This window comes from Streptomyces sp. NPDC002896, from assembly GCF_040295225.1.
Lineage (GTDB): Bacteria > Actinomycetota > Actinomycetes > Streptomycetales > Streptomycetaceae > Streptomyces.
The window spans coordinates 408,706-421,663 of record NZ_JBEOVA010000005.1; the positions used below are offsets into that span (position 1 = coordinate 408,706).

The 12,958-nt window shown below is 72.5% G+C and carries 8 protein-coding genes and 1 pseudogene; 3 read left to right on the plus strand and 6 right to left on the minus strand.

The window, feature by feature from the left end; all coding sequences use genetic code 11:
* Positions 1-67: 67 nt before the first annotated feature.
* Both ABT009_RS11315 and ABT009_RS11320 read left to right on the plus strand, forming a co-directional pair.
* Positions 68-1,969 (plus strand): FAD-dependent oxidoreductase, encoded by a 1,902-nt coding sequence (locus ABT009_RS11315; RefSeq protein WP_351292011.1) that lies wholly within the window; start codon positions 68-70, stop codon positions 1,967-1,969.
* Positions 1,970-2,050: 81 nt separating this feature from the next.
* Positions 2,051-2,851, plus strand: a complete 801-nt coding sequence (locus ABT009_RS11320; protein ID WP_351292013.1) for an SDR family NAD(P)-dependent oxidoreductase — start codon at positions 2,051-2,053, stop codon at positions 2,849-2,851.
* Here ABT009_RS11320 and ABT009_RS11325 read toward each other — a convergent pair.
* The 4 genes and pseudogenes from ABT009_RS11325 to ABT009_RS11340 all read right to left on the minus strand — a co-directional run bounded on the left by ABT009_RS11325 (position 2,848) and on the right by ABT009_RS11340 (position 7,330).
* Positions 2,848-3,237, minus strand: coding sequence for a carbohydrate ABC transporter permease (locus ABT009_RS11325; protein ID WP_351292195.1), 390 nt, complete (start codon positions 3,235-3,237; stop codon positions 2,848-2,850). The genes ABT009_RS11320 and ABT009_RS11325 overlap by 4 nt on opposite strands.
* A gap of 58 nt (positions 3,238-3,295) precedes the next feature.
* Positions 3,296-3,604, minus strand: a pseudogene (locus tag ABT009_RS11330) (extracellular solute-binding protein); the annotation flags it as partial.
* Positions 3,605-3,887: 283 nt separating this feature from the next.
* Complete coding sequence (locus tag ABT009_RS11335; RefSeq protein ID WP_351292015.1) at positions 3,888-4,856, minus strand: LacI family DNA-binding transcriptional regulator; 969 nt, start codon at positions 4,854-4,856, stop codon at positions 3,888-3,890.
* A gap of 2 nt (positions 4,857-4,858) precedes the next feature.
* Entirely contained in the window at positions 4,859-7,330 is a 2,472-nt protein-coding gene (locus ABT009_RS11340) for an ATP-binding SpoIIE family protein phosphatase (RefSeq protein WP_351292017.1), read from the minus strand.
* Positions 7,331-7,593: 263 nt separating this feature from the next.
* On the opposite strand from ABT009_RS11340, the gene ABT009_RS11345 reads away from it, so the two are divergent.
* The gene (locus ABT009_RS11345; RefSeq protein WP_351292019.1) at positions 7,594-8,331 is read left to right on the plus strand and encodes a D-Ala-D-Ala carboxypeptidase family metallohydrolase; all 738 of its coding nucleotides are present in this window, start codon (positions 7,594-7,596) and stop codon (positions 8,329-8,331) included.
* Between the two features lie 30 nt (positions 8,332-8,361).
* On the opposite strand, the gene ABT009_RS11350 is transcribed toward ABT009_RS11345, so the two are convergent.
* Together ABT009_RS11350 and ABT009_RS11355 are read right to left on the minus strand one after the other, a co-directional pair.
* Complete coding sequence (locus ABT009_RS11350; RefSeq protein ID WP_351292021.1) at positions 8,362-11,097, minus strand: SpoIIE family protein phosphatase; 2,736 nt, start codon at positions 11,095-11,097, stop codon at positions 8,362-8,364.
* 129 nt (positions 11,098-11,226) lie between these two features.
* Positions 11,227-12,957, minus strand: coding sequence for a bifunctional 3'-5' exonuclease/DNA polymerase (locus ABT009_RS11355; RefSeq protein WP_351292023.1), 1,731 nt, complete (start codon positions 12,955-12,957; stop codon positions 11,227-11,229).
* Position 12,958 lies beyond the last annotated feature (1 nt).

Genomic DNA, 12,958 nt, shown 5'->3' on the forward strand with positions numbered 1-12,958 from the left:
CCCTTCCGCCCCGACCCGGTCGGAGCGGTCCGGAACCGCTGAGGAACCGAACCAGGAGATGGATGCCATGGCACTGCACACCCTGTTCCGCCCCGGCCGTATCGGCTCGCTCGAACTGAAGAACCGCGTCATCAAGTCGCCCCAGACCACCGCCCTGGCCAACCAGGACGGCACGGTCACGCAGCGGCTGGTCAACCACTACAAGCGGCTCGCCGAGGGCGGCCCCGGCCTGATCATCGTCGAGTACAGCTACGTCGACGACGACGCCAGCAAGTCCATCCACGCCCAGCTCGGGATCTCCCGCCGCGAGCACATCCCGGGCCTCGGCTGGCTCGTCGACGAGGTCCACGCCGCGGGCGCGAAGATCGGCATCCAGCTCGAGCACTGCGGCCGGCAGAAGTTCCTCGGCACGCAGCCGATCAAGACCGCGTCGGACGTCTCCTGGGACTACGTCGAGTCCCAGTACGGCGAGCGGCCCCAGGTCCTGACCGAGGAGGAGATCCAGGGAGTCGTCGCGGCCTTCGCGGACGCCGCCGAGCGCGCCTGGCTGGCCCGGTTCGACCTGGTCGAGGTGCACGCGGGCCACGGCTATCTGCTGACCAACTTCCTGTCCCCGCACACCAACAAGCGCACCGACCGCTACGGCGGGTCCTTCGAGAACCGCGCCCGGCTGACCCTGGAGGTCGTCGCCGCCATCCGGGAACGCGTCCCGCGCGACTTCCCGCTCAGCGTCCGCCTCTCGGTCACCGACTACGAGGCCGACGGCATCCCGATCGAGGAGACCATCCGGCTGGCGCAGCTCCTCGAGGCGGCGGGCGTGGACGTCATCCACGGCTCCGGTGGCCACCACGCGCTGATGGAGTACGAGGTCAGCCCCTGGTACATGCCGCGCGCCGTGCACCGCTGGGGCTGGGAGAAGATCAAGCCCGAGGTGACGATCCCGGTCATCGGCTCCGGTTCCCTGGTCACTCCCGAGGTCGCGGCCGACGTACTGGAGACCGGCGCCGACTTCGTCTCCCTCGGCCGGGCGATGCTGGCCGACCCGGACTGGACCCGCAAGGCCCAGGAGGGACGGCTGCTGGACATCGTCCCGTGTATCCGCTGCAACGACGGCTGTCTCGACCGGGGCCTCAACGCGGGCCGCAGCACCGGCTGCACGGTCAACCCGTCGATGGGCGAGGAGTACCGCCACCCCGTCGAACCGGCGGCCGTCCGCCGCCGTGTCGCGGTGGCCGGCGGCGGTCCCGCCGGGCTGCGCGCCGCCGCCGTGCTCGCCGACCGGGGCCACGACGTGACGCTCTACGAGCCCGGGGAGCTCGGCGGCGCCCTGGTGCCCGCGACCCGCTCGCCGTACAAGCAGGACCTGGCGGCACTTCGGGACCACCTCATCCACCAGGTGCGTTCCCGCCCCGTGGAGATCATCGCCGAGCGCGCCGATGCCAAGACGCTCGCGGCCGGCGGCTTCGATCTGGTGTACGTGGCCACGGGGGCCGTTCCGCGCACACTCCAGGGCGTAAGCCTGGCCCGGGACGTCGCGGATGCGAAGGACGTCGCCTCGCCGGTCGTGGTCGTCGGCGGCGGGATGACCGGAGCGGACACCGCGTTGTGGCTGGCCGACGCCGGACACGAGGTCACGCTGGTCGAGGCAGGGTCTGCGATCCTCGGCAACCGCGAGGTGTTCACCGACGCGGGGGTGCTGCCGAAGATCCTCGCCGAGAAGGGGGTTTCGGTCCTCACCGACACCGAGGTGACGGGCTCCGGCGAGGACGGTGTCCGTACCGCGGACGGCCGGGTCATACCCGCCGCCACCGTCCTGGCGGCCATCGGCAACGACAGCGGCTCCGAGCTCGCGAGCGCGCTGCGCGAGGCCGCCCCCGAGCTGGAGGTCATCGCGCTCGGCAGCGCCGCGCGCAACGGCCGGGTCTTCGACGCCCTGCACGGGGCGTTCTTCGAGGCACGTCGCGCGTGATCTTTCGCTGGGTGCCGCCCCGCAGACGGGGCGGCGCCCGGGACGGGGTTCCATAAGGAAACGCAAACAAGGAGGTCAGTCATGGGTGCACTGGACGGGCAGGTCGTGGTGTTCACCGGCGCCGGATCCGGCATCGGACGGGCGGTCGTCACCCGCTATGTCGCGGAGGGCGCCCGCGTGGTGGCCGTGGATGTGTCCGACACCGTCGAGCAGCTGGCCAAGGAACTCGGGGACGCCGTCGTCCCGGTGGTCACGGACGTACGGTCCTGGGAGGGCAACGTCCGGGCGGCCGCCGCGGCCAGGGAGACGTGGGGGCGCATCGACGTCTTCGTCGGCAACGCCGGCATCACGGACGCCGCCCGGCCCCTGGAGGAGATTCCCGGCGAGCGGCTCACCGACGCCTTCTCCGAACTGTTCGGGGTGAACGTCCTCGCCCCGATGCTGGGCGTACGGGCCGTGGTCGACGACCTCGTGCAGTCCCGCGGAAGCATCATCCTGACCGGCTCGTTCGCCAGCTCCAACGCCGCGGGCGGCGGTGTGCTGTACACCGCGTCCAAGCACGCGGTGCAGGGACTCGTCCGGCAGCTCGCGTACGAACTCGCCCCGGACGTCCGGGTCAACGGTGTGGCACCGGGTGTGGCGCCGACCCGGCTGCGCGGAACGGCCTCCCTCGGGCAGACGGCCTCCGACTCGGTCCTCGACGGCACCCGCGAGGTGCTGCCACTGCAGGAGGTCCCGGACGTCGACGCGTACAGCGGCCTCTTCACCCTGCTCGCGTCGCCGTCGCAGTCGGCCGCGATGACCGGGACCATGGTCACCGCCGACAGCGGACTGTCGATCCGGGGGCTGGCGCGGCCCGGCGGCCGGGTGGTCCAGAACTAGCCCCTGACACCCCCGGCGGTCAGCCCTCCGACGATGAACCGCTGGAAGATCGCGAAGATGCACACCACCGGGACGCTGACGAGCGTCGCGGTGGCCATCAGCGGCCCCCACGAGGTGCCGTACTGGCCGACGAACGTGTTGAGCAGGACCGTGACGGGCTGGACGTCGGGCCGGTCGGCGAGGGTCAGGCCGAAGACGAACTCGCCCCAGGCGAGCAGGAAGGAGAGCCCGGCCACCGCCACCAGGCCGGGCACCATCACCGGCAGGACGACGTGCCGCACCACGCCGGGCAGGCCGCACCCGTCGACCAGGGCGGCCTCCTCCAACTCGACGGGGACGCCGCGCAGGACGGGCCGGAGCACGATCACCGCGAAGGGCAGGGTCAGGGAACCGGTCCCCCTCGGTCAGCCGCTGAGTGGCGTCGGCCAGCTCGTCCCACGTGGTCGGGGGCCCCACTCCGGCGGACTCGAGCATCCTCGTGTTGTAGTAGAGCGCCAGGCAGTTGCTGTTGTTGGGGATTCCCAGGGTCTTCCCGCCGACCTGGCAGCCGGCCCAGGGACCGCGGTAGTACGCGCTCTCCTGGCCCCACTCCCGCACCCTGCCGGTGAGGTCGGCAAGAAGTCCGCCGCCGCCCAGCGAGTTCATCGCGACGTTGTCGACGATGGCGATGTCCGGGAGATCGCCGGAGACCGCGCCCAGGGTGAGGGCGTTGTCGAGGTCCGCGAAGGGGATGGCCCTGCGCTGGATCTTCACGCCGGGAATGCTCGCCTCGATGTCCTCGATCAGGGCCCGCATGCCGGGCTGGAAGTGCTCCCCGGTGAAGTAGTCCCACCAGGTCAGCGTCGCCGGGCCCGGCTCCTTCGAGCCGCAGGAGGCCAGCGCGCCGCCCAGGCCGATGGCCGCCGCTCCCGCTCCGACGGCACGCAGGAAGCCGCGACGGTCGACGGTGTACGACGTGGTCCACTCCCGGTCGTACGACATGCTCCACTCCCCGTCCGGGTCGGGCTCGGTGCCGGAAATCGCGTCAGAAATCGCGTCACAAATCAAAATCCAGGTCGAGGTCCCCTCCGGTCGCGGTGCTGCACGGACCGGTGCTGGCCCGAAGGGAGATCAGGGGCTTCAGCAGGACGTGGCGGGGGCGTGAGCCGGGTGATCTAAGGCGTTCGATCATCAGGTCGACGCCGGTCCGGCTCATCTCCCCGGCGGGTATCTCGGCCGCGGTGAGCTGCGGTGTGACCTGCTCGGCCCAGGGGCTGGCCGCCACGCCGACGACCGAGAAGTCGCGCGGCACGGCGCGGCCGTGACGCGTCAGCCCCCGGTACACGCCCACCAGCGCCGCCTCGTTCATGGTGACCAGCGACGTGGTCTCCGGGTCGTCCTGCAGGATGCGCTCCAGGACCGCCTCGCCCGACGCGACGTCGTCGCCGCAGAGGTACGCGCGTGCGGTGATCCCCAGCTTGGCCATGGCCTCGGTGTAGCCCTCGAGTCCGAGGTGCGCGAACCCGTATCCGCTCTCGAAGAGCTGCTCGGACCGGTTGACGAACGCGATGTTGCGGTGGCCGAGGTCGGCCAGGTGCTGGACGCAGCCCGCAGCCAGGCCAGCGAAGTCCAGATCGACCCAACTGGCCTCCTCCGTCCCGCGGTTCCGCCCGATCGCGACGAACGGGAAGGACGCCTTGGCGAGGTGGTCGACCCGGTCGTCCTCCTGCCGGATCTCCATGACGATCACGCCGTCAACGCGTCGCTCGCCCACCATCCGCCGGAACGAGGGATCGCTCTCCGTACCGCTGGGCGAGAGCAGCAGGTCGTAGCCGTACTTCGCGGCGGCCTCGGCGACCCCGCCGATGAAGGCGAGCTGCTGTCCGGTGTAGTTGCCGGCCGGCCCCGCGGGCGGATAGAGGAGCCCGAGCGTGTGTGTCGCGCCCCCGGCCTCGCGGGGGGCGCCTCCACTCGCGTCCGCCCCGGATTCCGCCGGGTCGCCCGTGTGCCGCGGGTCCGGTTCCATGGTCAGCCGACCGGCAGGGGCTGCTCGGCCCAGATGGTCTTGCCCGTGGGGGTCTGGCGGGTGCCCCAGCCCTGGGTGAGCTGGGCGACCATGTGCAGTCCCCGGCCGCCCTCGTCGTAGACACGGGCGCGGCGGAGGTGCGGAGCCGTGTTGCTGGCGTCGGAGACCTCGCAGATCAGGGTCCGGTCGCGGATCAGCCGCAGGCCGATGGGGACGGCCCCGTACCGGATGGCGTTGGTGACCAGCTCGCTCACCACCAGCTCGGTGACGAACGCGCACTCCTCGAGACCCCACACGGCGAGCTGACGGGCGGTCTGCGCCCGGGCGTCGGCGACGATCGCGGGGTCGGCGGGCAGGGCCCACGCCGCGACCTGGTCGGCGTGGAGCGCACGGGTACGGGCGAGGAGCAGGGCCACGTCGTCGGAGGGACTGTCGGGGAGCATGGCCTTGAGCACCGCGTCGCAGTGGACCTCGAGCGACGGCACGGGCGATGACAGCGCCTTGCAGAGCCTGTTGATGCCGCGGCCGACGTCGAAGTCGCGGGCCTCGATCAGACCGTCGGTGTAGAAGGCGAGCAGACTGCCTTCGGGCAGCTCCACCTCGGTGGCCTCGAAGGGCAGTCCGCCGACGCCCAGCAGCGGGCCGGGGGAGAGCTCGACGACGCTGACCGTGCCGTCGGGGAGCAGCACGGCGGGCGGGGGATGGCCGGCGCTGGCGAGGGTGCAGATTCGGGAGACCGGGTCGTAGACGGCGTACAGGCAGGTGGCGCCGATTTCTCCGGCGTCCGGGACGCCCGCGGGGTCCCCGTCGCAGTCCGAGGTGAGGTGCGCGACCAGGTCGTCGAGGTGGGTCAGCAGCTCGTCCGGGGGCAGGTCGACGTCGGCGAGGGTGCGCACCGCCGTACGGAGGCGCCCCATGGTGGCGGAGGCATGGATGCCGTGGCCGACCACGTCGCCGACGACGAGCGCCACCCGGGTGCCGGACAGCGGAACGACGTCGAACCAGTCGCCGCCCACACCGGCGTGGGAGCCGGCCGGCAGATAGCGGGACGCGACCTGGACGGCCGCCTGCCGGGGCAGCCCCTGGGGCAGCAGGCTGCGTTGCAGCGTGAGGGCGTTGGTGTGCTCGCGGGTGAAGCGGCGTGCGTTGTCCACGCTGACGGCGGCCCGCGCGGAGAGTTCCTCGGCGAGGATCAGGTCGTCCGGCTCGAAGCGGTCCGACGACCTGCCCCGCGCGAAGACGGCGACGCCGAGCATCAATCCGCGGGCCCTCAGCGGAGCCGCCATGATCGAGTGGAAGCCGTACCCGCTGACGCTGGCGCTCCTGGCCTTGTGCTGCGCGATCCACCGGGTGAAGTCGGGATCGTCCGCACCACTGAGCAGCGGCTCCCCGGTCGCGAGGCAGCGGGCGGGTGGTGAGTACGACGGGTAGGTGTCGACCTCGCCGAGCGGGATCGCGGCCTCGGGAACGCCCTCGGCCGACGACTGGTGCGCGACGCGGCGCAGCACCACGGCCGAGTCGACGGATCCGGTGGTCGGCTCCTCGCCCTTGAGTACGGAGTCGAGCAGATCCACGCTGACGAAGTCGGCGAGCCCGGGCACGGCCAGGTCGGCGAGCTCCTGGGCGGTGCGCACCACGTCCAGGGTGGTGCCGATGTGGGTGCCCGCCTCGTTCAGCAGGGCCAGCCGCTGCCGGGCCCAGTGCTCCTCGCTGCTGTCGAACGTGGCGGTGCCGACCCCGCACACCCGGCCCGACGCGGGATCCCTGATGGGCCACATCTCGCTGATCCACGCGTGCCGGCGCGAGGAGGACGGGCCTTGCGTGTAGCTCTCGTAGCGCAGCGGCACCCCGTACTCGGCGACCCGGCGGACGTGCGTCAGGAACCCCTCGTCCGCGCGGTCCGCCTCCAGGGCGTCCAGGGTCGGCGGTCGGCGCAGCACGCGCTTCCACGGCCCTCCTGCTCGTCCGCCTGTTTCGTCGTGCGGGGGCGGGGCGCCGTCCCTGCCGGACGCGACCGCGTTGAGCCGTCGCCGGTGCGACTCCCTGCTGAAGGTGGACATGGCAACGGACGACTGCGTGAACGACCACTCCAGCAGCCTCAGTTCGTCTTCCGGTACGGGTGACTCGGATGCGGCCGTCACCACGAACTCCCGGGCCCGGCCGTCGGAGTCAAGGGACGGTGAGGCGTGCAGCCGGAGATCGAGTTGGCGGCCGTCCCGGTGCCGGAGGGCCGCAACGCCGCTCCACTCCTGAGAGCCCGTCAGGGAGTACCCGGTCGCGCTCGACGGCGCGGCGGCGGCGAGCAGGTCGGCCGCGGGGCGCCCCACGGCCTCGTGGGCGCGCCAGCCCAGCAGTCGCTGAGCCCCCTCGCTCCAGCCCGTCACGATCCCGTGCAGGCCGACGGTGGCCGTCGCACCGGCCGAGCGCACAACGTGACCCGGATCCCGGTCGGAGACGGCCTTTCCGCTGTTCATCGTCGTTCAACCCGCACCCGTCGTGCTGCCCATAGGCCCAGCGTGCACGCTAGGAAAATTTAGGACAAGTTGGACTCGCGCGGGTGTAGCCGAGAGGCTGCAGGCCTCTCGGGTGACGGCCCGCGACCTCATCCTGGCCGGTGCCCGGGCCGCCTCCTCGCGGGGTTGACGCGCGTCGACAACGCCGCCACTCTCTGCTCCGTACATCTGTCTCGGTATGCGTCTCACGTCGTTCCCGACATCCGTCTCGGTATGGAGGCCCCGTGCTCCGGCGAACCGTAAGACTTCTCCTCTCTGTTGTCATGATCATGGCTGGCGTCCTGGCCGGGACGGTGGCGACCACCGGCACCGCACACGCGGACGGCTGCTACACCTGGTCCCGAACCCTCTCCGAGGGCACGTCCGGCGCCGACGTCACCCAGCTGCAGATCCGCCTCGGCGGCTACGCCGGATACGGCGCGGTGCTCGCGACCGACGGGGACTTCGGCCCGGCCACCAAGGCCGCGGTGACCCGCTTCCAGCAGGCATACGGGCTGTCCGCCGACGGCGTCGCAGGGTCCCAGACGTTCAACCAGCTCTACGCCCTCCAGGACGACGACTGCACGCCCGTCCACTTCTCGTACAGCGAGCTGAACGACTGCAACAGCGACTGGTCCGGCGGCGCCGTCAGCGCGGCCACCGCGAAGTCCAACGCCCTGCGCACGATGTGGAAGCTGGAGGCGCTGCGGCACGCCCTCGGCGACCAGCCGATCACCGTCACCAGCGGCTTCCGCTCCTACTCCTGCAACAGCGCCGTGGGCGGCGCGTCCGACAGCCGACACCTCTACGGCGACGCCGCCGATCTCGCCGCCGGCCCGCACTCCCTGTGCACCCTCGCGCAGCGCGCCCGCTACCACGGCTTCCGCGGCATCCTCGGCCCCGGCTACCCCGGACACAGCGACCACACGCACGTCGACTACCGGGCGAGCCAGTACTGGTCCGCGTCCAGCTGCGGGATCTGACGGCGCAACGCGAACGAAGGGGAGTACCCGTCAGACGTCGGCCGGCAGCGTCTGCTCCGCCCAGATCGTCTTGCCGCCGTACGTCTGGCGGGTGCCCCACGCCTGCGTCAGCTGCGCCACCAGGAGCAGGCCGCGGCCGCCCTCGTCGTAGGCGCGGGCGCGGCGCAGATGCGGGCTGGTGGTGCTGGCGTCGGAGACCTCGCAAATGAGGCTGCGGTCGTGGATCAGCCGGAGCCGGATGGGCGGCGCGGCGTGCCGGATCGCGTTGGTGACCAGCTCGCTGACCACCAGTTCGGTGACGAACACCGCCTCGTCAAGGCCCCAGTCGGCCAGCTGCCGGCAGGCGAGCTTACGGGCCTCGGCGACCGCGGCCGGGTCCGCCGGCACGTCCCAGGTGGCGACCTGGTTCGCGTCCAGGGAGCGGGTACGGGCGAGCAGCAGCGCCACGTCGTCGACGGGACGGCCCGGGAGCAGGGCCTGGATCACGGCGTCACAGGTGCTCTCCAGGGACGCGGCCGGATGGGCCAGCACCTCGCGCAGCGCGGCGATGCCCTCGTCGACGTCCCGGCCGCGGACCTCGATGAGACCGTCCGTGTACAGCGCCAGGAGGCTCCCTTCGGGGAGCTCCAGTTCGACGGCCTCGAAGGGCAGGCCGCCCAGGCCGAGCGGCGGGCCGGCGGGAATGTCGAGGATCCCCACCGCACCGTCGGGCGTCGCCAGCGCAGGTGCGGGATGGGCGGCGCGGGCCATGGCGCAGCGGCGGGAGACCGGGTCGTAGACGGCGTACAGACAGCTCGCGCCGATCACGCCGCTGTCGCCGCTGCTGACCGATGAGCCGTCGCCTTCGCCGGCGATGCGGTTGATCAGGTCGTCCACGTGGGTCAGCAGCTCGTCGGGCGGGAGATCGACGTCGGCGAGGGTGCGTACGGCTGTGCGCAGGCGGGCCATGGTGGCCGAGGCCTGGATGCCGTGGCCGACGACATCGCCGACGACCAGGGCCACCCGGGCCCCGGACAGCGGGATCACGTCGAACCAGTCACCGCCGACGCCGCTCTGTCCGCTGGCCGGCAGATAGCGGGATGCGACCTCGACGGCGGCCTGCCGGGGTAGTCGCTGGGGCAGAAGGCTGCTCTGCAGGGTGAGGGACGTGCTGCGCTCGGTCGCATAGCGGCGGGCGTTGTCGATGCACACGGCCGCCCTGGCGGTGATCTCCTCGGCCAGCAGCAGATCATCCGTCTCGAACGGCTCGGGACGCCGGTGGCGCGAGAAGGTGGCCACTCCGAGGGTGATGCCGCGCGCCTGCATCGGGACTGCCAGCACCGAGTGGAAGCCGTACCGTCTCACCCGCTCGGCCCGGTCCCCGTCCCCGCTCTCCCATCGGGCCACGGCTGCGGGGGTCACCTCGCGGATCAGCGGCCGGCCGACGGCCAGGCACTCGGCCGCGGGCGACCCGTCCGGGTAGGCGGCCAAGGCGCCGATCTCGACAACGGCCTCCGGGCAGCCGGGCAGGACCGACTGGCAGGCGACACGGCGCAGCGTGACGGTGCCGGACAGCGGGCCGCTACGCGGGTCCTGACTTCCTTCGACGGCGGGCAGTAGGTCGACCGTGGCGAAGTCCGCCAGGGCGGGGACGGCGACGTCGGCGAGCTCCTGCGCGGTGCGGGCGAGGTCCAGCGTGCTGCCGATGCGGATGCTCGCGTCGTTGAGCAGGACCAGCCGCTGCCGGGCCAGATGCTGTTCGGTGATGTCGTGCGCCGAGAGCAGCACCCCCTGGGTCACTCCGCTGGCGTCCCGTACAGGGATGAGGGAAGTCGCCCAGACGCTCACGCGGTCATGGCCGGCCAGGCCTTGGGAGACCTGGAGATGCTGTTGCTCGCCGGTCTCCAGCGCCCGGCGCATGCATTCTTCGGTCAGTTCGGCCTGCGGGTCGGCCACGATCTCCGGCAGGCGCAGGCCGCGCATCGCGTCCTCGGACAGGCCCATCACCCGCTCCATGTCCGCGTTCGCCCGCCGCAGCCGCAGTCCGGTGTCGTAGAGGGCCAGCGTGCACGGGGATTGGGTGAACCCCCACATCACCAGGGCGTCGTCCCCGGGAGACCGCGACGGGCCGGCGGACGGGCCGGCGGACGGGGCGAGGGCGGACACCAGGAACCACTCGCCGTCCGGGTTGTCCTGCCCCTCGGCCGGGGGCTGTTGCGGGTGCTGTAGTCGGTTCTCGGCCGGGGGCTGTTGCGGGTGCTGTGCTCGGTCCTCGACTGCGTCCTGCCCCGGGTGCTGTGCTCCGTTCCCGTCCGAGGCTCGTTGCGGGCGCCGCGCTCGGTTCTCGGCCGGGTCCTGTTCCAGGCGCCGTGCCCGATCCTCATCCGCGTCCTGTTCCAGGTGGTACGCCTGGTTTGGCCCCGACCCCGGGTCGAACGCCCGTTCCTGCTCCCGGTCCTGATCCCGGTTCAGCTTCCGTCGGTGCGCCAGCAGAGCCACTTCGAGGCGGCGGCCGTCCCGGTGCCGCAGCACCGCCGTACCGCTCCACCGCCGCAGACCCGCCAGGGCCCGGGGCATCCCGGCGGGCGGATCCTCCGCCAGCAGCAGGGCCGCAGGCCGTCCGACGACCTCGGAGGGCTCGTATCCGAGCAGCCGCCGGGCGCCCTCGCTCCAACCCGTCACGAGCCCCTGCGGATCCACGGTGGCCCTGGCCGTGGCCGATTCGTCGACGGGCTCCTCGCGCCATACCGGTCTCTCGTCGCGCCCGGCGGTTCCAGATCCCGTCATGGCCCTCATCCCGCTTCCGCCCGCGCCACGCCCTCGGTCTCTCCACCATCGACCGCCCGGCCGGGCCAGGGCAACAGACGGCCGGAAGTTGTGGCACTCGGCCCTGCGGACAGTCCTCCCGACGGGCGGTCACTTCGCGTCCGCGTAGCACTCGACCACCGCCGTCGTGAACGGAAAGCGGACCGGTGTCTCGCCGAACGCGATGCGGCCCGCCAGCTCCGCTGCCTCCCGTATCGCCGCCGTCACGGCCTCGGTCTCCTCCGCCGGGCAGTGCACGATCACCTCGTCGTGCTGGAAGAAGACGAGCTCGGCCGCCAGGCCGACGCAACTGCGGCGGAGCGCCGCGAGCATCAGCAGGGCCCAGTCGGCGGCGCTGCCCTGGACGACGAAGTTGCGGGCGAAACGGCCCCGGGCGCGGGTGTTCGTGGATGCGTAACCCGGGGTGAAGTCCAGGTCCCCCGACCCCTGGGCGCTTCCGGTGCCCCATGCGCCCCCGCCGCCCTCCTCGACAGGATCGTCCTGAGGGATGCCGGCCTCCTCCGTCGCGTCGCCCGAGCCCACCGCCGGGGGACAGGTCCGGCCCAGCCAGGTGCGGACGAGACGGCCCTCCTCGCCAGCGCGGGCGGCCTCGTCGACGTACGCGACGGCCTTCGGGAAGCGTCGGCGCAGCGCTGCGAGGTTCTTCAGGCCGTCGCCGGACGTCTGACCGTAGATCGCGCCCAGTACGGCGATCTTGGCCTTGGCGCGGTCGCCGGAGAACGCCCGGTCCGACACCGCCTGGTAGAGGTCCGTGGCGCGGCCCGCCACCTCCATCAGGCCGGGGTCGCGGGAGATCGCGGCCAGAACGCGCGGCTCCATCTGGTCGGCGTCGGCGACGACCAGCCGCCAGCCGGGGTCGGCGACCACCGCGCGCCGGATCACCTTGGGGATCTGCAGCGCTCCGCCGCCGTTGGTCACCCAGCGCCCGGTGACCGTCCCGCCCGGCAGGTACTCGGGCCGGAACCGGCCGGCCCGCACCCAGTCCTGCAGCCACGACCAGCCGTGGGCCACCCAGATCCGGTACAGCTTCTTGTACTCGATCAGCGGCCGCACGGCCGGGTGGTCGATGGACTCGAGCTCCCAGCGGCGGGTCGACCGCACCTTGATCCCCGCCTGCGCGAACGCCTTCACCACGTCCGCGGGCAGATCGGGACGGACCCTGCGGCCGAAGGCGGCCGACACCTCGTCCGCGAGCTCCGCCAGCCGCCGGGGCTCACCGCCGCCCGCATAGCGCTCGCCGAGCAGCTCGTGCAGCACCTCGCGGTGCACGTCCGCCCGCCACGGCAGTCCGGCCTCGTTCATCTCGGCAGCGACCAGCATCCCGGCCGACTCGGCCGCCGTCAGCAGCCGCATCCGGTCCGGGCGCGCGGTCGCGTCGTGGCGGCGCTGCTGGTCGGCGTACACCTCGATGAGCGCGTCCAGCGGTATGTCCTTCGGCCGCGGCTCGAAGAGCGGCGACGGGGAGCCGGGCGGCTCGGCGGCCCGCTGCGGGGGGTCCGGCGGTACGGGACCGCCGCGCAGCCTGGCCCAGGCGGCCGCCGCCGAGCGGGGTTCGCCGAGCCGGCCCGCATGGCCGAGGAGCAGCATCTCGGCGTCCTCGATGTCGTAGCAGCGGTCCACGCGGACGCCCGCGGCGAGCAGCCTCGGATAGATCTCGGCGGTCGACCGCCAGACCCAGCGGGTCACGCCCGGACGGGAACGCACGGACTCGGCGAGGTCGGGCTCCCGGCGCACGGGCCCGGTGGGCAGCCCGCCGGGACCGAGGGCGGCGAGCTCGGCCCCGCCGTCCTCGGTCGGGGCCAGGACCCACCGTTCGGTCATG